Source organism: Ornithinibacillus xuwenensis (genome assembly GCF_039614845.1).
Taxonomy (GTDB): Bacteria; Bacillota; Bacilli; order Bacillales; family Amphibacillaceae; genus Ornithinibacillus; species Ornithinibacillus xuwenensis.
The window spans coordinates 86,528-105,864 of sequence record NZ_JBDIML010000008.1 but is presented as its reverse complement, the minus strand read 5'-3'; the positions used below and the strand labels follow the sequence as shown (position 1 = coordinate 105,864).

Annotated in this window: 23 protein-coding genes and 2 pseudogenes; 7 read left to right on the top strand and 18 right to left on the bottom strand. The window is 37.6% G+C overall.

What is annotated here, in order from left to right:
• The first annotated feature begins 4 nt into the window (after positions 1-4).
• Positions 5-97, top strand: a complete 93-nt coding sequence (locus ABC228_RS19120; RefSeq protein ID WP_427902220.1) for an IS3 family transposase — start codon at positions 5-7, stop codon at positions 95-97.
• Between the two features lie 90 nt (positions 98-187).
• On the opposite strand, the gene ABC228_RS17530 is transcribed toward ABC228_RS19120, so the two are convergent.
• The 14 genes and pseudogenes from ABC228_RS17530 to ABC228_RS17465 form a co-directional block, all read right to left on the bottom strand.
• The gene (locus ABC228_RS17530; protein WP_345826470.1) at positions 188-652 is read right to left on the bottom strand and encodes an SRPBCC family protein; all 465 of its coding nucleotides are present in this window, start codon (positions 650-652) and stop codon (positions 188-190) included.
• Between the two features lie 2 nt (positions 653-654).
• A complete protein-coding gene (locus ABC228_RS17525; protein WP_345826469.1) occupies positions 655-993 on the bottom strand; it encodes an ArsR/SmtB family transcription factor in 339 nt (112 codons plus the stop codon).
• 250 nt (positions 994-1,243) lie between these two features.
• Positions 1,244-1,716 (bottom strand): annotated as a pseudogene (locus ABC228_RS17520) (DinB family protein).
• Between the two features lie 309 nt (positions 1,717-2,025).
• Positions 2,026-2,451, bottom strand: a complete 426-nt coding sequence (locus ABC228_RS17515) for a hypothetical protein (RefSeq protein WP_345826468.1) — start codon at positions 2,449-2,451, stop codon at positions 2,026-2,028.
• A 553-nt stretch (positions 2,452-3,004) separates the two neighbouring features.
• Positions 3,005-3,154: a hypothetical protein gene (locus ABC228_RS17510; RefSeq protein WP_345826467.1), complete on the bottom strand. Its 150-nt coding sequence runs from the start codon at positions 3,152-3,154 to the stop codon at positions 3,005-3,007.
• Positions 3,155-3,253: 99 nt separating this feature from the next.
• Complete coding sequence (locus ABC228_RS17505) at positions 3,254-3,958, bottom strand: hypothetical protein (RefSeq protein WP_345826466.1); 705 nt, start codon at positions 3,956-3,958, stop codon at positions 3,254-3,256.
• On the bottom strand, positions 3,958-4,704 hold the full coding sequence (locus tag ABC228_RS17500; RefSeq protein ID WP_345826465.1) for a hypothetical protein: 747 nt from the start codon (positions 4,702-4,704) through the stop codon (positions 3,958-3,960). The genes ABC228_RS17505 and ABC228_RS17500 overlap by 1 nt, the downstream gene beginning before the upstream one ends.
• Positions 4,676-5,575, bottom strand: a complete 900-nt coding sequence (locus tag ABC228_RS17495) for an ATP-binding cassette domain-containing protein (RefSeq protein WP_345826464.1) — start codon at positions 5,573-5,575, stop codon at positions 4,676-4,678. Before ABC228_RS17495 ends, ABC228_RS17500 begins: the two co-directional genes overlap by 29 nt.
• Positions 5,576-5,577: 2 nt before the next feature.
• Positions 5,578-5,958: a GntR family transcriptional regulator gene (locus ABC228_RS17490; protein ID WP_345826463.1), complete on the bottom strand. Its 381-nt coding sequence runs from the start codon at positions 5,956-5,958 to the stop codon at positions 5,578-5,580.
• A 163-nt stretch (positions 5,959-6,121) separates the two neighbouring features.
• Complete coding sequence (locus ABC228_RS17485; protein WP_345826462.1) at positions 6,122-6,928, bottom strand: GNAT family N-acetyltransferase; 807 nt, start codon at positions 6,926-6,928, stop codon at positions 6,122-6,124.
• 21 nt (positions 6,929-6,949) lie between these two features.
• A complete protein-coding gene (locus tag ABC228_RS17480) occupies positions 6,950-7,456 on the bottom strand; it encodes a GNAT family N-acetyltransferase (protein WP_345826461.1) in 507 nt (168 codons plus the stop codon).
• Positions 7,457-7,466: 10 nt separating this feature from the next.
• Positions 7,467-7,973, bottom strand: a complete 507-nt coding sequence (locus ABC228_RS17475; RefSeq protein WP_345826460.1) for a GNAT family N-acetyltransferase — start codon at positions 7,971-7,973, stop codon at positions 7,467-7,469.
• A gap of 81 nt (positions 7,974-8,054) precedes the next feature.
• Positions 8,055-9,059 (bottom strand): HAAS signaling domain-containing protein, encoded by a 1,005-nt coding sequence (locus ABC228_RS17470; RefSeq protein WP_345826459.1) that lies wholly within the window; start codon positions 9,057-9,059, stop codon positions 8,055-8,057.
• Positions 9,046-9,405, bottom strand: a complete 360-nt coding sequence (locus ABC228_RS17465; protein ID WP_345826475.1) for a PadR family transcriptional regulator — start codon at positions 9,403-9,405, stop codon at positions 9,046-9,048. Before ABC228_RS17465 ends, ABC228_RS17470 begins: the two co-directional genes overlap by 14 nt.
• A 182-nt stretch (positions 9,406-9,587) precedes the next feature.
• Here ABC228_RS17465 and ABC228_RS17460 point away from each other — a divergent pair, with 182 nt between their 5' ends.
• Both ABC228_RS17460 and ABC228_RS17455 read left to right on the top strand, forming a co-directional pair.
• Positions 9,588-10,106 (top strand): hypothetical protein, encoded by a 519-nt coding sequence (locus ABC228_RS17460; RefSeq protein WP_345826458.1) that lies wholly within the window; start codon positions 9,588-9,590, stop codon positions 10,104-10,106.
• 87 nt (positions 10,107-10,193) lie between these two features.
• Complete coding sequence (locus ABC228_RS17455; protein ID WP_345826457.1) at positions 10,194-10,640, top strand: YaiI/YqxD family protein; 447 nt, start codon at positions 10,194-10,196, stop codon at positions 10,638-10,640.
• A gap of 72 nt (positions 10,641-10,712) precedes the next feature.
• On the opposite strand, the gene cypC is transcribed toward ABC228_RS17455, so the two are convergent.
• On the bottom strand, positions 10,713-11,972 hold the full coding sequence (gene cypC, locus ABC228_RS17450) for a CYP152 family fatty-acid peroxygenase CypC (RefSeq protein WP_345826456.1): 1,260 nt from the start codon (positions 11,970-11,972) through the stop codon (positions 10,713-10,715).
• 126 nt (positions 11,973-12,098) lie between these two features.
• Between cypC and ABC228_RS17445 the strand changes: the two genes are divergently transcribed.
• The 3 genes from ABC228_RS17445 to ABC228_RS17435 all read left to right on the top strand — a co-directional run bounded on the left by ABC228_RS17445 (position 12,099) and on the right by ABC228_RS17435 (position 16,159).
• Entirely contained in the window at positions 12,099-12,674 is a 576-nt protein-coding gene (locus ABC228_RS17445; RefSeq protein ID WP_345826455.1) for a TetR/AcrR family transcriptional regulator, read from the top strand.
• Positions 12,675-12,788: 114 nt separating this feature from the next.
• Positions 12,789-14,906, top strand: coding sequence for an MMPL family transporter (locus tag ABC228_RS17440; protein ID WP_345826454.1), 2,118 nt, complete (start codon positions 12,789-12,791; stop codon positions 14,904-14,906).
• Positions 14,907-15,028: 122 nt separating this feature from the next.
• Entirely contained in the window at positions 15,029-16,159 is a 1,131-nt protein-coding gene (locus tag ABC228_RS17435) for a conserved virulence factor C family protein (protein ID WP_345826453.1), read from the top strand.
• A 36-nt stretch (positions 16,160-16,195) separates the two neighbouring features.
• On the opposite strand, the gene ABC228_RS17430 is transcribed toward ABC228_RS17435, so the two are convergent.
• Positions 16,196-16,585, bottom strand: coding sequence for a VOC family protein (locus ABC228_RS17430; protein ID WP_345826452.1), 390 nt, complete (start codon positions 16,583-16,585; stop codon positions 16,196-16,198).
• Positions 16,586-16,651: 66 nt separating this feature from the next.
• Between ABC228_RS17430 and ABC228_RS17425 the strand changes: the two genes are divergently transcribed.
• Positions 16,652-16,990 carry a DUF3889 domain-containing protein gene (locus ABC228_RS17425; RefSeq protein ID WP_345826451.1) on the top strand — a complete coding sequence of 113 codons (339 nt, stop codon included), beginning with the start codon at positions 16,652-16,654 and terminating at the stop codon, positions 16,988-16,990.
• 86 nt (positions 16,991-17,076) lie between these two features.
• On the opposite strand, the pseudogene uppS reads toward ABC228_RS17425, so the two are convergent.
• Both uppS and ABC228_RS17415 read right to left on the bottom strand, forming a co-directional pair.
• Positions 17,077-17,796: pseudogene (gene uppS, locus ABC228_RS17420) on the bottom strand (undecaprenyl pyrophosphate synthase); the annotation flags it as partial.
• Positions 17,797-17,807: 11 nt separating this feature from the next.
• The gene (locus ABC228_RS17415; RefSeq protein ID WP_345826449.1) at positions 17,808-19,268 is read right to left on the bottom strand and encodes a DUF4153 domain-containing protein; all 1,461 of its coding nucleotides are present in this window, start codon (positions 19,266-19,268) and stop codon (positions 17,808-17,810) included.
• Positions 19,269-19,337: the final 69 nt, after the last annotated feature.

Genomic DNA, 19,337 nt, shown 5'->3' with positions numbered 1-19,337 from the left:
ATATATCTATTGGTACAATCATGAAAGATCAAAAGAAAAATTGACTGGGATGAGTCCGGTTGAATACCGAACTCACTCCAGCCAATTAGCTGCATAATAGAAACTCTAACTTTTGGGGGTAACCACCTTTTTTCCAAGCGTTTTTAGTTCTTTTTATTTTTCTTATTCAACTAAAGCACCCGTTTGTTTAATTATATTTTTTCACAATATTGTCAAGCGTGTCTGACCAGCCGTCGTATACGTACTGATCGCCGGGGTGACCTGCGAATCCGCTCAGGTGGAAAATCATCTCGGTGCGGTCGCCGTGTTCGATAAGGGTTAGGGTCACGACAGGGGAATTCTCGATGGGAGCATCGGGGTAGCCCCAGGTGAAAACAAGCCGTTCGAATGGTACGACCTCAAGAAACACACCTCCGGTTGGATACTCCTCGCCGGTCTCGATGTTGACCATTGTGTAACGGTAGCGTCCTCCTTCACGAACGTCGAAAGAGATGGTCTCTAGAGGTGTTGAAGGCAACCAGTCGGCGAGTTCCTTCTCCTCGGTCCAAGCGCGCCACACGAGCTCGCGGCGGGCATTCAGGGTGCGGGTAATGGTAAACTCCGGTTCAGATGTGGGCATGTTCGTTGTTCCTCCTTTGTAATCATTTGACATGTTCATTGTTCCTCCTTTGTAATCATGGTTTTGAGGTGTTCTTCCAGTGCGTCGAATCGCTGGTTCCACTCACGGCGATGCTTCTCGACCCAGGCTGATACCTCATCGAGAGGCTCGGTGCGCATAGTCAGGGTCCGCCACTGGGCGTTTGTTGTTCGTTCAATCAGCCCTGCTCGCTCCAGTACTTTGAGGTGCTGGGAGATCGCAGGTGCGCTTATCTCGAAGAGCTCGGCGACCTCCCCAACTGTCGCGGCCCTCTGTGACAGCCTAGTCAGGATGTTTCGGCGCGTAGGATCGGCGAGCGCAGCGAAGATGAGGCTGAGTGTGTCCTTCGTAATCAATTAAGCAACTCCTTAATTAAGTGTTTAGTTAAATATATGCCAAATTGTGTATTTATGTCAATTGTTTTTTTCCATATTTCATCACATGGATGAATAAATTATTCTGCCCCTTTAGTACATTAGGCAGTTAATCATCTTTAACTAATGCACCCGATGGTTTAAGTACATTTATTCACAAACTTAGTCAGTCCTTCGTGATAATGGTACTTGGTGTAATTCCTTATCTTCACCATAAATAGATTGAACCATATTAGGAGAAGTTCTTTTTCATTTTGCGAATATAAGCTATTTGACCGATATGGTAAGCATTATGTGTATTAGCATTTCCAATTATAGCCCACCACTCAGCTTCTACTGGAAAACCATTTACACTTTTTCTAGCTTCTCTTCTGTAATCAATTCTTACCAGCGTAACAGCACCTGCAGTAATTGCATTTTTAGCTCTGTAAAACTTCTACTCTTCGAAGTAAGAAAACTGTCTGCATTATCTTCTAAAGATTGAACGACATTAATACTAGATTTTTCATACCATAATTGCCATACTTCATTTCAATAGATAAGATGTTGAACAATTTCTGCGATACTATTACTTGCCCCATCTGGCTTCCAATTTGCCTCTTTATCCGAGATTCCATCAACCGATTCTTGAAAGGAAGCATACCAGCTGCGATCATTTGCATTGGCTAACAACTGGTCTAACAATACCGTCTTAGCATGGATCATTTTAACCCCATCTCCCTTCACCTTTTTAACTCTCGCACCCGTGGGAACTCAATCCCGTCAACTAAACTGTTCGCCCCCTACTTAGCATGCGCTAACAAGTTATTACATTGGATTTACGCATTATTGAAAAGCAACAATACCTTCCAAGATATTGCTTAAATAAACAAGATAACCAAATACCCCAAAACCTTTCAGCTTAAGATTACAGGAGGTTTATTTAGCATGCGCAAATTTAGTATATAATAAGCTATTTTAGATTTTTAGAGAAAGATATTGACAACTATTAACTGGTTTAGTTGAACAAGAAAACTAAACAGTATAACGGATACTCCAACTTTTGGGAAACGTAATTTTATTAGCATAAGCATAGCGAATTAACTGGCCATGGTGCTGAACCTCATGTTCTAATAAATCAAATAGAAAAATACTGATATTTTCATCTATGCTAATTTCTTGTAAAAGTCTCTCTATGTTTGTATGAGTTTGTTCTAATTTCCTATTAATTAAAGTTTTATTATTGCTATCAACTAAACTACAATCAAATCCAGCCCATTGACCAATTTTTAAAGCCTTTAAGTAACTTTCTCTTGCTCCCACAATACAATATGCTTGTTCTCCAATTGTATTTGAAGGTACGTCTGATATTTTTAGTCTTAAACAGCCATCATTAATATGATTATAAAAGTCGTTTGTTAAACTCAATGCTTGTAAAACCCTTTGTTTTAGCATATCCATTCATAATCCCTCCATCTATCCCTTTTTTGTGAAACCTGCTCCTTTATTTCAACAAAATTTGGCTCTTCCCTTCTTTAAGTAACCTGCGCCGTTAGTTTAAGAACATTTCTTCACAAACTCTTATTTGATCATATCATATTTGTTAATAATTTCTAAATTGCCTTACAACTATCCAAGAACTAACCTACCAAATCGCACATCAATTCCCAGTGTAATTAACGCAGTGACAATAGCTATTATCACTCTGTTGTATATAGTGTTATTTGCTATGTTAATTATCGATAATAATCCATACAACCATTGATTTAATAACAAAAAATGTAGTGCTAAACCCTATGCGATTTAGCACTACATTTATACTGTTATTTTCAATTTTCTCCACGAAAACTGAACTACTTAGGATTAACCTACGAGCTTTTTATTTGATGACATGAATCTCTTGTAATCCGCTACATTGTAATCAAAAATTTAAGCTATCCTTAAGAAGGATTAATTTACCTAGAATTGCTAGGATCCATTATGCTTTTATTTGGCCAAAATCAACACCTATAAACTACTCCTCTTTTCGTAGTATTAATATGGATAGTATTCCTAATCCAAATCCTACAGCTCCGCCTGCTTCTATATTATGAAAGAACAGTCCTATCCCTGTACCTGTTAGTAAAAATCCCAAAAATGCTAGCCCGCTTCTTACATAGTTCATAATATGGACCCCCAAAAGTTAATGTCATAATAGTATATTCGGAAGCCCTGCTTTGGTTAACCAAAAACCCTTAATCATATAATTAAGGGTTTTACGAAGTTAATTTCCTACATATTCCACATATAAATTTCCACTGACCTCTACTTCTACATCAGCAGGGATTCTGATATATACAAATCTTGAGCTAGTAGCGCTAAATTGATTATCATTTTCTCCTGTTTCCATTATAAACTGTTTCGCCGTAAATGCAGGGTCTGAGTAGGAAAGTGTTATCTCCGACTTTTGAACCGGAGAGATGATACGCAGAATATTCGATTCAATCTCAACATCTACATCAGGAAGGTAATCAGTAAACGCTATTGCTGTTGTATTAACTTGCATGACGTGATTGCCCTTTACATAAAATACCTCAATTATCCCGTTAGAATTGCTGTTCTTTTCAATAAGAACTGCATCTGCATAGTTTAATCCTTCTAAATCCAGTGTTTCTTCCGAAAAAGGAAATTCCCAGCTTTTTGTAATCGTTTCAGCAGGCAGCGAGGAAAAATCGCCAGTGAATGCTCGGTAGTATAAATCATTTTCCCAAGCGTGTTCATCAATGCCTTCTTTTACAAGCTTTGCCTCTGAAGTAGGAAGCAGAAATGAAAATCCTGCAGCTACCAATAAAACTGTCACATATCCAATTATGATCCACTTTGACTTTTGATAGGTTAATGGCTTTCTAGTCAAACGCTTATTTAATAGAACTATTCCAATTATAATTCCAGCCAGTACTAATAAAGGAAGTATGGACATAATAATCATTATTTTCTAACCTCCAATCGGTTAGACATCATCACTGCTGTCAAACTAAGAATAAAGATCGTTACAAGCACTTTTAACAAAAACAAGGGAAAGGAGTGCTCTTGAAAATAAAATTCAAAGAGCTTAAAAAAGACGTTCTCACCGTTTCGCTGTATAGGTACACTGAATGCGATAAAACAAACTGGAATAATCATCATAAAGATTTTACTTAGTTGGACAACCATCCCAATGAAATACCCCAAAGCGCCACAGAGGAGGATAAATAAGATGGTGGCCAATACACCTACAACATAATCCATGAAACCAATTTCCTGATTGATTGTCACAAACACTTCGATATTATTTGTTAAATACGCTATCACATTTATTAGCGAACTAGATAAAAAAGCTGTCACCCCACCGATAATACTTGCAGTTAGTAAAATAGCATAATTCGATAGGCTGTAGGTTAGACGATTCGTAACAAAAGTAAAATCATCTTCTCGATATGCCCGTGTTGTTACCAATAGTGCATTCATAAATGCCCACACCATTGTAAAAACAATAACTAGATTAGAAGAATAACTCGTAATGTTCATGGAGTATGACTCAGTAGAGTAACCACTTGATCCCATTCCATTTAATGAAAAAAACATTCCAAGTAATTGAATGATAACAAGCGAGGTAAAAATCCCACTATACGCTTTTAATTTATACTTGTATTGGTTTATAACAGCGTTAGATAGACTCACGCTTTTTAAAGACATGATCAATTCCTCCTTTTGTTCGTGTGAGATATACACAGACATCATTTGGAGAGACAGGTGAGACTGTGATCCCGAGTCGCTTCATATCCTCATGTTGAAAATTATTACGTACAACTACATAAAAATTGTCATTGTCTATTTCTTGTTTATAGATAACTTCTTTACCGTGCAGGTATTGCATGAGTATGGCTGTTTTACCGCTTAACGCTACCGCATATTCCTTCAGCTCATCAATAGGCATTTGTAAAAGCTTCTTTCCTTGTTCAATTAATAAAACATCCTCAAGAAGATCTTCAATTTCATCTAGATGATGACTAGAAATAATAATGCTTCTTGGATATGCGATATAATCCTTTAATAAGGCTCGGTAAAAATCCTTACGAACTGCCGCATCCATCCCAGTAGTTGGCTCATCAAAGATGGTTAATGCGCATTTGGAGGAAAGACCTACTATGGCATTAAATGTGCTTCTCTTTCCTTTTGAAAGGCTCTGATGTACCTGATTAGGATGCAAACCAAAATACGCTAGTAATCCTGTCGCAAGGCTCATATCCCAATTCGGATAAAACCTTCCAGCCTCACTTAATAGTTGACTTAAGGTTAGCGTATTCGTAAAACTCATCGCATCATCAACGAAAATCGTATTCGTGGAAACATGTAAATTGTTAAATGGACGTTTAGAGAAGACGTTCACTTCTCCTGCTGTCTCTTCCCAATAGCCGGCAAGTATTTTTAATAATGTCGTCTTTCCAGCCCCATTACGACCAATCAATCCAGTTATCGTGTTTTCCTCAATTGAAAAAGAAATTTCATCTAGTGCATGGATACGTCCTTGCTTCTTCACTAGACCTGTGCATTCAATAATTTTCACCACTATTCCTCCTTCTTTTCATTCATAATCTCCTTCAGCATGCGAACTAGCTCCTCATCTGAAACTTGTAAGCGCTCTGCCTCCATAGCCGCTTCGGCCAAAAGTCCTTTCAACTTTTGATTTTTTCGTTTCTCCAAAATAATTTTCATGGCTTCTGAAGAAACAAATTTTCCCAGCCCTCTTTTGTTGTACAAGATGTTTTCTTCATAAAGTAAATTTAATCCCTTTGCTGCCGTAGCTGGATTAATCGTAAACATATCTGCTAATTTGTATTGCGAAAATACTTTATCATCTGTTTCTAAGTTCCCATTCAATATCTCATTTTCAATCCATTCCGCAATCTGAACATAAATCGGTGTTGAACCATCTGAATTTAGCAACATATTGGAAGTACTCCTCCCTCCAACTAATATAGTGCATTACTGTTGTAATGTAGTATATAATTTTTCTGACAATTAATCAAGTAGAAATAAAAAAATACCCTCTAAATTTTAGAGAGCATTCCTAAATATATTTCTTTTTATAGTTCTAGAGGATATTTATATCCTAGGATTCCTTCCAAATTGCTTTCGTATAAGCAAGGCGTAAACCTAGTTTTTGCATATTGTTGGCACTAATACTCGCATAACTAGCTTGTCCAACTAATAATCCCACTTCCTTCTTACTTGCTTCCCTCATCCTTTCCACCATTAAAGCTTGGTGCACGCCCATATTTCGATATTGTGGAAGGCTAGCTGATGCAGCAAGTAGAGCAATCCCATTGTCAATAAACATAACCCCTATTCCTACCGCTTCTCCGTTTATCATTGCTAAATAGAACTCCCATGAATCTAGTGGATAGAGCACCTGATTATTTTGCGCAATCCCTTGTTTAATGGAATTAGGCAATCCAAATCCTTTTACATAGATCTCTGCAAATAAATTAAATTCCGATTCTCTTAACCTTCTAATAGTAATCGATGGTTCTGCTTTCCTAATTTCTTTGAGTTCTGTTCGATAAAAGACACTATGAAAACTATGTTGATAGTGTCCAGAGCGCGCTAACGACTGAAATAGTTCAGGACTAGTAGAAACAGGTGTTATTTCCACTTGTACTGGAATATTCTTCGCTTTATAAAAATCTACAATAGGCTCTATTTCTAAATGGTCCTCCGATGTAAGCCCTCTAACCGTATTAAATGCTGGCCCGGGAATTCCTTTAACAGAAAAAGCTGTCGCATGTCCGAATGATTGAATGTCTACTCCCATCGGATTTCCTGGTATTTCTCGTATGGCCATGAGACGTGATTTCAATGCTGAAATCTCAGCCTCTTCAATCCTTCTTGCTAGTCCACTTGTTAACACAGGAATCATTTTGACAAATCTACTCCCCTCTTAATCCATACCAACAATTGTACTTCGACGTTCTAAAAACACGACATCTCTCCACTTACCATCAAGTTTACCAACTCGTTTTCTCGTACCAATTACCTCAAATCCGTTTCGTTCATGCAATGCCAAGCTACCTTTGTTCTCCGGAAAAATTAGCGCCTGCAATGTCCAAAATCCCTTTTCTTCACTAGCCTGAATTAATTCTTTTAATAAGGCTGAGCCAATTCCTTTACCCGAGCTTGAATTGCTTACATAAATGCTCACCTCAGCAACCCCATGATATGCTTCCTTATGAGCGGATTGGCTTAATGCAGCCCAACCTACTACTTGATCATGAAGTCTTGCTACAAACCGACATTCTGCGAGATGTCCTTTATCCCACTCTTCCCAGGTTGGAGGCTCTGTATCAAACGTAGCATTCTTCGTATGAATACCCTCTATATAAATTTCACGGACTTTCTCCCAATCATTCTCTGTCATCTTCATTATTTCAACTTGTCCAGTTACCATTCTTCTCACCCTAGTTGTTTATTGTAATCCAAAACCTACGTTTGCGTGTACCATCCGTATCACGTTCCGATACATCTTCAATACCACCATTATGAAGAATAACCTTTGCTGAACCAATATTATCCTCATCACATGTAACCAGCACCTTATCCATTCCTAATTCCCTACATTCTTCCAGTGCTTTTGCTAAGATCAATGTAGCATATCCCTTCCTTCGCTCAGAAGGACGTACACTATAGCCAATATGACCACCAATTCGATATAAGAAATCATTTAACTCATGGCGAATATCGACCATTCCTAATACTCTATCTGCTTCATTTACAAGAAAATAATTCGTAGAAGGCAACCAGTTCCCTAGCCCACTTTCTCGTTTTGCTAGTTCTTTTAAAAAGCCTTCATAGTTATCAAACCCATTTAGATTAAAACTACTAGGAGTCATTCGAGATGGTCCCCATTCGGCTACGTACATTTGATGTTCTTTCTCCCACGCTATAGATGGTCTCTCAAGGCGCATACCTTATCCCCCTCTACAAAAATAGCAACTATTTGATTATTCTTATCATAATCAAATAGTTGCTTCATGGAAAGCTATTTTTTATTCCTTTCTTGCCTTTATTAATCCAGCTACTATATCCCAAACTAATCCAATCAATAGGAGAATAACGATAGCTCTTGTGGTGTTTTCCCAAATCTCAGCTGCGATATTATAGCCTTCTGAGCCACTTGTAACGATTCCGGATTGAACTAGCTCCTCCATAAAGTTTGGATTCCAAAACGCTTGCCCAGTAATCATAAAATAAACGACCACCATAGCAAAAAGATTGATTATAGCAGTGTATGCCACAAGCTTGAATGTCCACTTTGCCGAGATTAGCTTAAGACATTCTTTTACGATAAAGATTGCTAAAAGAAGCAATACAAATGGCAAGTATTGTGGAAAGCTTACCTCATTTAAAAAAGGAACAACACGTATTAACTCTCCATCATCAAAGCGATAAACCCCAAAGAAATTACTAGAAAATGCAAACAATACCATCAACAGTACATAAAAGACAATAGCAACTATTGGTTCACTACGTTTAATTTGTTTTTTCGGATGTGGGATTGGTTGAAGCTTGGAAGGGCTCCAGCCTTTATCAAGCTTTAAATCTTCTGTCTTAAAACCACCAGAATAATCAACCAATGCAAATACAAGTGTTACCCACCCGAATGCTTGTGGTGTTGCAGTAACCAATGACACAATTAATTCAATAAAGCGATCTAAAATGTCAACCGGGTTAATAATTGACTCAATTGCAAACACAGCAATAAGGGAAAGCGTCATCGATATTAATACAATCTTTAATACAATAACGTACGAATCAAATAACTCAGGACTTATTAGATAGCGTTTTGTACCACGATATTTTTGTGCCATCTCCCTTGGACTCCCAAGCTCTTTTAGCACTTCTTCTATTGCCTCAGCTGTATAAGCTTCACCATTAGAACGTTCCTCTAGCATATCTTCAATTAACCCTCTTAATTCCACCGCTATATCCTCTCGCTGTGATGAGGGTAGCTTTTGCATGACCGCGTATATATACCGATCAATCATTTCCATTCCCATTATCTCCCTTCTGTTTTATCAAACCATTTAAACTCTGAACAATCCCTTCCCACTCTACACACAATTGATCAAATACGTTTTTCCCCGTTTGACTAAGAACGTAATACTTTCTCGGCCGTGTTTCATTCGTATCCCAACTACTATCAAGTAACCCTTGTTTTTCTAGCCTTCTGAGCAGTGGATACAATGTACCCGGCTCCACGTGAACCCCCTTCTCATCTAGCAATGTTACTAGTGAATATCCATACTGTGGTTTGGACAACTGACTCAATACACCAATTGTGATTGTGCCACGACGTAGTTCAAGCATTAATTTATCAATATGTTCTTTTTCGTTCATCAAGTTATCAGCTCCTAATGATATTATAGTGTATGACACACACTATTGTAAAGTGCACAATATTATTTTGCATACAATGATAAAAGTATTCGTTCAAATTATTTAAATTATCTAAATTGTGTTGAAATATATTCATATCATGTTACAATATTGATTAAAATCTTTTTTGGAAGGAGGCAGCAATGCATAATAAGAGAAAATTCTATCGCGTCACCATTATTTTTATTCTACTTACTATTGCGATTGTTTCATTTGACATTGCCAATCGAAGTTCTTCTTTTTCCACACCTCTTGAAGCACTAGAAAATGTTGAGGATCCCATTCTAACCGTCCAAGAACCAATTAAGACCATTCAAGTTGATGATTACGCCTATATCTTCTTTTACTCACAGGTCCACTCTCCTAAGGATTATATTGGTGTTTCAAAAATAAAAAAGGGAAAATATGGCTGGAAGCAAGTTGACATGCTTGGAGCGGGTTTCTTATCAGATAATATTATCAATGGAGATTTAGCCTCTCAGAATAATTTTTCAGTTGGGCTCGCCACATTAGAAGTCTCTTCGGTTATAGTAAATCAGCAAAAAGCAACGATTATTCCCCTAAATGAAGACGCTGCAAAAATTTGGTTCGTAACCAACATAGAAGACACTAATGAAACAGAAATCCAGTTTTTAGATAACCAAGGAAAGCCTCTAAATTAAGTTAGCAAGCTTTAGGGCTTTGACTTATTGACAAAACTGGAGTAATTCGATTACATGAGAGTAAGACATAGTTATGGGAGAATTTTTATGAAGATTTATGTAGATGCGGATGCAAGCCCAGTAAAAGATATTGTTATTTCCGTAGCCAGGGAATTTGCCGTTCATGTGGTGTTAGTAAAAAGCATTAGTCATTTTTCTCACGATGAGGTAGTAGAGGGCGTCGAGACAGTTTACGTGGACACTGGCGCTGACGCAGCTGATTATCGGATTATGAAGCTTGCTAATAAACAAGACATTATCATAACCCAAGACTATGGGTTAGCCTCTCTTGGCTTAGGAAAAGGATGTCTTGTCCTACATCACAAAGGATTTACGTATACAAATGAAAACATTGACCAACTTCTTCAAACGAGGCACTTAAGTGCAAAAGCAAGAAGAAGTGGCCAGAAGACAAAAGGACCAAAGCCCTTTACCGATGAGGATCGAAGGAAATTTAGAGATTTATTAACTAGAACCCTTCAAGCAAACATGTAACTTCTGGTATAAAACTCATATAGCTATTCCGCACTAAAAAGGTATCGACTTTATCATCGATACCTTCAATACTTATCGCTGTTTGATGTTCGACATAACAAATCTACTACTAGGCAAGCTTGGTATTCGTATCTTACTATAATATAGATCTTGTTTAGGAACTGTATATTCCACATGATTAACTAAAAAATCCATGCAGACCTTCATCACTTCTATTGTTAACCACTCTCCTGGGCATCGGTGACCTCTATAATAATCACCACCACCCTGTGGAATGAAATCATAGAAATTATCCTCTCTTCCCAAAAATCTATCTGGATCAAATCGATTTGGTTGGTTCCAAATTTCAGGGTGATGATTGGTTCCATATATATCAAGCAATACTAAATTTCCTTTTTTAAAGTCATGCCCCTTCCAGAGAAAATCTGCACGCACCCTCGCTGTTAAAAAAGGAAAAAATGGATAATATCGTCGCACTTCCTGTACAAATCGCTCGATATAATGATCTTGATTGGTTTGAAGCCTTTCCTTTTCAAGTGGATGTTCGTATAATGCTAAGGCACCAAATGTAGCATAAACCGCAATCGCAACAATAGGTCTCAGTATATTTAATAGCTCAACTGCAACAATTTGTTCATGTAACAGTTCCCCATTTGGATCCTGGTACCAGGACATCTCATATAAAGCTGTTTTGGGAGCGACATCTAAATTGCCAGCCCTCACTTGCTGCACAATCTTTTTCAACCAAATTTCTGTGCTATTCCTAGCAATTCGTCCCTTCCAATGTCGCGGACCAATAGCACCACCACTATCAAACAAAGCCTCTAGCTGATTAGCGCGTTTCCTCAGTTCCGTATGCCTAAGTGGGACCCCTGCCCATTCACATGCCACACTTGTTAATACGCGAACTATTTCATAATAAAAAACGACCTGATTTTGGCCTTGCCAGCTATTAATCTTTTTCTCTAGATGGCGAAAGACAAGTTCGCTAATGTCCGCTAGTCGTTCCTTGGTCATTAATGACATGAATAGTTCTTTCCGATACTGATGCGTATCACCATCCATCGTTTGAATAGCATTTTCCCCAAATAATGTTTGGCGGACCCTTTTTGGTGCGGCACCGTTGCGAATAAATTTCTCTTTATCATAAAACACTTTCACCGCTTCCTCGCCTGCGATACATATCGCTTTTTGTCCTCCCAACAGACGAGTTTCAAAAATATCCCTCCCGTATCGTTTTCTTCTATTCGTTATATAGGTGTAGCCTTCTAATAATAATTTGGCAGTATTATCGATTCCTCTGTCAATTGGAATTTGTTCACGATATGGCATTTGATTCACTCGTTTCTGATGTAGTAAGTTCTCTATGATAGTCTGTTATACGGTATCATCTTTATTCATTACAAATATTATTTTCATCTGCATACAACTTCTCTATAATAGAGTAGAGGTGAGCACATGGGACGTGAGCGCAAATTTTCTACTGAAGACCTTTACCATACAACAAAGCAGCTTCTGCTCGACCACGGATATGAAGGCTTTACCTTCACACATTTAGCGAATCAATTAGATGTGTCTCGAGCAGCAATTTATAAATACTATGAAAATAAGGAAGAGCTTTTAAGTGAATATATGCTTTTTGAATTACGGTCCTTTATAGATGACCTACAAAAAATCAGTAAGCATAGAAGCTTTAAGAATCAGTTCAACGCTTTATTTGATGTCATATTTAACGATATGAGTATTTATCAAATTCGGGAGATTGGTATGCAGATTGCTTCAGTTAATGAAAAAGTTAAAAAAAACAAGCAAGCACTCGATAGACTGCACATTAAATTGTATAGTTCACTTCAAACCTTCATAGAATTAGGAAGAAGCGAAAACATAATTAAGAATTCGATCCCTGATAATTTATTTTTAGGCTTTATTTTCCAAACAGTAAACATCCCGAACACAAGTGGGTTATCTCATCAAGATTGGGTAGAAACCATGAAAGAAGTCATTTGTCACGGAATGTTCAACAAGGAAAATTGACACAGGTGTAACTTTGGTAGATAATTAGAAATAACGGTATTCCCGTTATTTTTTTCGACAAAAGTTACACTTGTGTTACTTATATAAAATAATAGTAAAGAAAGGAACCTTATCATGCAGAAAATCTTACAAAAAATCACAGATCAAGTGTCTACCAAAAAAGGGATGTGGTTTACTTTACTTGGATGGGTTGTTATCACCATTATTCTGACGATAGCAGTACCAAGTGCGCGAGAGTATCAGGTTAATAGCATTCAGTCCTTACCAGATGACACCCAATCCGTTATTGCTGATGAAAAAATAGCAGATTATTTTGGGGATAGCGAATTACTGCCTGCCATCTTTGTATTACAATCAGATGAAGAAATTATTCTAGAAGACCTGGCAGCAATAACAGACAATATTATGAACAAAAACATGGAAGGCGTTAAGGAAGTGGTGCCACTTGGAATGCTTCCAGAACCTGCAACAGCTTCCTTTTTCTCAGAAGATCGAACAACCGCTATTATTCCAATTAATCTTGACTCAAACCTTGATACTCCAGAAGTAAAAGAAATTTTAAATGAAATTACAGGAATTATTGATGATAATAAAGAACTGACAGTATCTGTAACCGGGCCAGCTGGGATAGCAGTTGACACAACAGAGCTTTTCTCCAGGGCTGATCTTGTCTTAATCCTATCAACTGTTGCAATCATCCTTGTTCTGTTAATCATCATCTATCGTTCACCATTGATAGCGTTAATTCCGCTAATAGCAGCTGTGTTTGTTTATCAAGTCGTCACACAAGTATTGGGTTTATTTGGAAAATCAGGGCTTGTTTTAAGCTCACAATCCGTATCCATTATGTCCGTTTTATTATTCGCGGCTGTCATTGATTATTCTTTATTCGTGTTTTCTCGCTTCCGAGAAGAACTGAAGCAACACGAGAATAAACATACAGCTATGAAAATTGCGATGCGAGGAACTGGTTTACCTGTCTTCTACTCTGGTGGAACAGTCTTCCTAGCTATGATTATCTTGATTTTTGCTGAATTAGGAGATTACAAAAATTTCGCGCCTATCTTCGGTACTGCTTTGGCGGTAATCATGATTGCATCCGTTACGCTTGTACCAGCTCTATTTACCGTTTTTGGTCGTAAATCCTTTTGGCCAATCATACCGCGCGTTGGTGATACCACCGTTAAAACTAGCTCATTCTGGAGCAAGGTAGGGAAATCTGTAACGAAAAAGCCTATTGTTTCCGTGTTAGTAGTAGGTTTATTTATACTGATTAGTTCCGCATATAACGTAAACCTTAAATATGAATTTGATCTACTAAAGTCATTCCCAGAGGATATGCCATCCAGAGTTGGATATGAACTATTAGAGGAGAATTTTGAAGCCGGTGACCTTGCTCCTACGACTGTTCTAGTAGAAGCAGATAATTCTATTTCAGAGGAGAGTCAACAAGCTTTATTAGAGAAGTTATCCAGTCAAAACCATGTCAGTAATGTTAGAATGGATAACCAAACAGAGGACAAAACCGTAATGACGTACAGCCTCTCCTTTGAAGATAGTCCATACTCCATCGAATCATTGGATGCACTAGAAGCTATTCAAGAGAAATCTAACCAAATTCTCGATTCGAGTAATATCAATGGGGAATTATATTTTGCTGGTGAAACTGCAGCATCTATAGACGACCGAAATTTGAATAATCGCGACCTTGTAGTGATCGTGTTATTGGAGACAATTTTAATATTTATTATGCTGATTTTCTTAACGAAATCATTTAAGATGCCTCTATATATGATGGGCACTATATTGGTTTCTTTCTTTGCAGCCTTGGGATTGGGAATGTTTTTAACTAATTTATTCTTTGACATCGATTCGATTAGTAACCGCGTGCCTGTGTATGCATTCATCTTCTTAGTGGCTCTTGGAATAGATTATAATATTATTCTCGTATCACGTTTTATCGAGGAACGCCAAAAACATTCTATTCAAAAGGCGACAGAAATAGCAGTTGCCAACACAGGTGGCGTTATCTCCTCAGCAGGAATTATATTGGCTGCTACCTTTGCCGTACTCATGACACAGCCAATTCAACTACTCTTTGTCTTTGGTTTTATCGTTGCAGTTGGAATATTAATCGATACATTTTTAATTCGTGGTATACTACTGCCTAGTTTAATTGTGTTATTTGAGAAGGAAAAGGAACCAAAAGAGGAATCAAGAAACCCAGAATAATGAAGAACTCATTTGGTATACCATGCCAAATGAGTTCTTTGACATTAATCTTCCTATTGGCTACAAATATCCGCCTTTGTTAAAATATCTATAACAAGAAACCATAAAAGGGGGATTAACAGATGAAAATCGTATCCATTGAGCCAACGCCAAGTCCATATTCGATGAAAATTAATGTAGATGAAGTGATGAGCGATGGTCAAACGGAAAACTATAAGCTTGGTGACGACCTAACAAATGCCCCTATGTATATACAGAACTTATTTACAATCAATGGTGTAAAAGGGATTTATCGCGTAATCGATTTTATTGCGTTAGAAAGAGATGCACGCACCCCGTGGGAAGATATTTTACCAGCGGTTCGAACCACACTTGGGTCCTTAGAAGAAAGTCAGAGTGAACCATTAAAAAATGATTCATCCCTTGATGAGCATTATGGTGAGGTCAAGGTATTCATTCAAATGTTCCGATACATCCCTACACAGGTTAAACTAGAAGCAGGTGAGGAAGAAAAAAGATTCGGTCTTCCAGATCGTTTCATGAATGCTGCGATAGAAGCATCCTCCGCTTCTGATAACATGTTGATGGAAAGAAAATGGGTGGAGAAAAACCCTCGTTATGGCGATCTAGAAGAGATTGGAGAGGAAGTTGTAGAAGAACTTTCTGCTGCATATGATGAAGCACGTATTAGAGAATTAGTCCAGTATGCATTGGATAACAAAACTGCACCAACCCCTTGGAAGAAGGTAACGATGGATATGCTTGATAATCCAGACTGGAGAGAACGGTATGCTACATTAGACCGAATGGATCCTACAGTCGAGGATCTACCAGTACTGGATAAAGCACTGGATGACGAAAAAGCGTCGATACGAAGGCTCGTTACCGCCTATTTAGGTATGATTGATGACCAAAAGGTTCTACCATACCTCTATAAAGCCTTAAAGGATAAAGCCGTAAATGTTAGAAGAACTGCAGGGGATTGCTTATCAGACTTAAGCTTCAAGGAGGCAATGCCTGAAATGATCGCAACGTTAAAAGACCCAAGTAGACTAGTTCGTTGGCGGGCTGCCATGTTCTTATATGAGCTTGGTGATGAATCAGCGATTCCAGCTCTTCAAGAAGCTGAAAATGATTCAGAATTTGAGGTACGTATGCAAGTAAAAATGGCACTTGCAAGAATCCAAGGCGGAGAAGAAGCAAAAGGCTCTATATGGCATCAAATGACACAACTAATTAATAAAGATAAGTAAAATTGGGAGCTGCCTAGATAGAAGCAGCTCCCTTTTCTATTTGCCTAAGATTTCATCTATTCGTTCGGTCTCTTCCTTCTTATTTAAGTATTCAAACAAACCAACATGATTTCCCCAGGGATCAGAAAACGTACACCATTTTACAGGAACCTCATCCCTCTTATGGATTTCAATATTCGTCAGGCAGAGTTCATTGTTTAGCCTTTCTAATACCAAGTCCATATCCGGTACTCCGAGCCTGAATGGACCACTACCATTTGCAGGTGTTCCTTCTGCTAACTGAAGCCAACACCCTGGTATTAACTCCCACTCTACGAATCCTTCATGTGGTATAAAGTCTGGCCTTTTACCCAATAATAATTGATACCATTCTAGACCTTTGATAAAATCCGGCACACGAATTTGTATAGTCATTTCAAATATCATTTATATCACCCTTTCTAGTACGATCTTTTCCTTCCCAAAAAATCTAACACAAGCGAGGTTAGGAACATGAATAAATTCCTGTTTAAAATACTTTGCTGTTCTTTCTTATTTTTCGGTATTACCACATCAATTCCAACAAATGAACAGCTATACGCCCAAAAAGAAGTTCCACCATATGCAAAATGGGGGCGACTTGCGATGCAAAAAACAAAGGAAAAGTACCCACATGCGAAAATAGTTGACTATCTCCATGTTGGAAGAGATGCAGGTATTGCAAATTCAACAGAAACTTTCAAGCTTTGGCTTGAAGCACCTGATAAAGAATTTGGCGTTTTCATTGACATTACCTTTGATAATAATACAGAAGAAATTATCCGTGTGAAATTTCGGGAGGTTCAGAGCTAATCCTAGCATGAATACACCACTACGTTTTCTTCTACATTGCTAGATCATGAACCAGCACATAAAAACAGATAGGATGAGGTATGTCCTCATCCTACCCACTCATCATAATTGGCTGCTCTTCGTTGATTCACTTCATTTATCGCTTTTTCAAGAAACTCCCTAGTAAAATCAGGGAATAAGACATCAATAAAGTAAAGCTCCGACATCGATGATTGCCATAATAGAAAATTACTTACGCGCTTTTCCCCACCAGTTCGAATGACAATATCCGGATCTGGAAGGTTCTTCGTATATAAATAATTTTGGAAGACGCTCTCGTCTAACTGGTCTATACTCAAATGCTGACCTTCCGCTTCTCGTATCACATGACAAATTGCCTGTAATATTTCCCTTCTGCTACTGTAATTCAAAGCAAAGTTAACAATTAAGCCGGTATTATCCTTCGTTTTCTCCATTGCTTTTAAAACAGCTTCTCGAGTCTTCTTCGGGAGACTTTCAACATCACCTGATATATGAACCTTTATATTTTTTCTCATAAATTCCGGTAGCTTTTGCTTGAAAAATTTCACCGGTAAATTCATCAAATAATTAACTTCATCTTGAGGGCGGGTCCAGTTCTCGGTTGAGAAGGCATATAACGTTAGTATCTCAATACCTATATCAACACTTGCGTCGATAATTTTTTCCATTGTTTGCGAACCCGCATAATGTCCTTCACTGCGAGTTAGCCCTCTGTTCTTCCCCCATCTTCCGTTTCCGTCCATTATAATTGCAATATGTTTAGGGATAGTGGAATCCATTCGGTCTTCCTCCTTCGTTAAAGTTCGAGTTCTTGTAGCCTCTTAACTACCTTATGCTTCTTAAAGTTAAATGATTGCCATGTATCAAGGTTAATATTTTCAATCATTTGCTTTCGGTCCTGAAGAATCATCCGTAAATCTGGATAATTAGGATCTTTTTCATATAAAGTGATTAAACCCTCAATACCGGAATACGAAAGTGAATTTAAGTAGTAAATATCAATTTTATTACTCTCCTCAAAACGTTCAAGATTGTTGTCCACAATCATCTTTTCAAGATTAATTGCATTTAAAGCCGTGTAAAATAGTAACCCGGCGATCACATAAAAATGCAACAACGATATCCCTTCAAGCCAAACACGAATAAATGTATAGGCAAATATTACAATTAGAAATAGCATAAAGGTATGTGCCAAAATACGATCCATCGTAAACCCATACGCTGCTTCATACATACTTAAGCGTTGGTAAGCCGATATTAACATCACACCACTTGCCATAATCAAAAGGGAATACATGACTTTCATAAAATAATCAGCGGAACGCTTCGTTGCCTTCACAAACTTTAAGCATATTATCAATAACGACCAGTTCATCATCGTAACAAATACTAATTCAAAGAATCCTCTTCTAGCATGCTCCGCATAAGTGTAGTCCCCTTGTAAGGCATCACCGAAAAAGTACTTAAATTGAATTACCACAAATAATAGATAAATACTGTTTAATAAAATTAAAATGGTTGCAGCAATAACATGATCCCACCGAACCGCTTTCTTCTTTTCCTTAAAAGAATGTACCACTGGTGGAATATACCTTTTATGAAGAACTTGAAATACCCCAAAAAATACTAGCATTAAAAACAGTGCAACAAGACTACGGAAAAATCCCTCAAGGAAATTCAGGTCTAAGATAAATTCTGGTACTTCCATCATCATGTCACCAAATACAGCGTCGGCAGACATTAATAAAACCGTAATAAACAGAAGCAGTGGTAAACCGATTAACAATCCAATAATGATACGTTTTACAAGCAGCGCCGTTTCATCTTTCATTTGTTTAAACAGACGACGAAACAATACTTTCACAAGCCGTGTGCTATAGCTGAATGCTCGTGCGATCTTTTGTATAAACAAATTCAAAAATTGGATGGATGACCATTTCATATGGTTGGGAGCTGTTATTAGCACAATATGCGCAAATACTAACACCGGTATCATAAGACTATTAAGCAGGTAGAAAAAGATATTATCAAAAAATAAATAGGATGCCGATAATATCCAAATGACAACCATTAATAATATTCCAATTCTTCGATGTGTAAAGGAAAGACCAATTCGATAAAATACAACGGTGTAAAACACTGCAATGAATACCGGATATGCTATCCCTATTGCACCATGAAAAAAACTAATTTCAGCTAGTATCCCAAGTGCTAAACATATTCCTAAAAATAGCAAACCGTCTTTACTTTGTTTCACTTCATTTCACCACCCATATCGTTATTCTATATACATCATTATTCTAGGTATATAGATAAAAAAATAACA

Coding starts and splice junctions, on each gene's coding strand:
- ABC228_RS17465 (WP_345826475.1), bottom strand. CDS start 9,405: ATGAACGAAAAAGAACATATTGATAAATTAATGCTTGAACTACGTCGT.
- ABC228_RS17505 (WP_345826466.1), bottom strand. CDS start 3,958: ATGATTATTATGTCCATACTTCCTTTATTAGTACTGGCTGGAATTATA.
- cypC (WP_345826456.1), bottom strand. CDS start 11,972: ATGCCATATCGTGAACAAATTCCAATTGACAGAGGAATCGATAATACT.
- ABC228_RS17440 (WP_345826454.1), top strand. CDS start 12,789: ATGCAGAAAATCTTACAAAAAATCACAGATCAAGTGTCTACCAAAAAA.
- ABC228_RS17445 (WP_345826455.1), top strand. CDS start 12,099: ATGGGACGTGAGCGCAAATTTTCTACTGAAGACCTTTACCATACAACA.
- ABC228_RS17490 (WP_345826463.1), bottom strand. CDS start 5,958: ATGTTGCTAAATTCAGATGGTTCAACACCGATTTATGTTCAGATTGCG.
- ABC228_RS17475 (WP_345826460.1), bottom strand. CDS start 7,973: ATGCGCCTTGAGAGACCATCTATAGCGTGGGAGAAAGAACATCAAATG.
- ABC228_RS17480 (WP_345826461.1), bottom strand. CDS start 7,456: ATGGTAACTGGACAAGTTGAAATAATGAAGATGACAGAGAATGATTGG.
- ABC228_RS17515 (WP_345826468.1), bottom strand. CDS start 2,451: ATGGATATGCTAAAACAAAGGGTTTTACAAGCATTGAGTTTAACAAAC.
- ABC228_RS17470 (WP_345826459.1), bottom strand. CDS start 9,059: ATGGAAATGATTGATCGGTATATATACGCGGTCATGCAAAAGCTACCC.
- ABC228_RS17430 (WP_345826452.1), bottom strand. CDS start 16,585: ATGATATTTGAAATGACTATACAAATTCGTGTGCCGGATTTTATCAAA.
- ABC228_RS17425 (WP_345826451.1), top strand. CDS start 16,652: ATGAATAAATTCCTGTTTAAAATACTTTGCTGTTCTTTCTTATTTTTC.
- ABC228_RS17500 (WP_345826465.1), bottom strand. CDS start 4,704: ATGTCTTTAAAAAGCGTGAGTCTATCTAACGCTGTTATAAACCAATAC.
- ABC228_RS17530 (WP_345826470.1), bottom strand. CDS start 652: ATGTCAAATGATTACAAAGGAGGAACAACGAACATGCCCACATCTGAA.
- ABC228_RS17435 (WP_345826453.1), top strand. CDS start 15,029: ATGAAAATCGTATCCATTGAGCCAACGCCAAGTCCATATTCGATGAAA.
- ABC228_RS17485 (WP_345826462.1), bottom strand. CDS start 6,928: ATGATTCCTGTGTTAACAAGTGGACTAGCAAGAAGGATTGAAGAGGCT.
- ABC228_RS17510 (WP_345826467.1), bottom strand. CDS start 3,154: ATGAACTATGTAAGAAGCGGGCTAGCATTTTTGGGATTTTTACTAACA.
- ABC228_RS17455 (WP_345826457.1), top strand. CDS start 10,194: ATGAAGATTTATGTAGATGCGGATGCAAGCCCAGTAAAAGATATTGTT.
- ABC228_RS17460 (WP_345826458.1), top strand. CDS start 9,588: ATGCATAATAAGAGAAAATTCTATCGCGTCACCATTATTTTTATTCTA.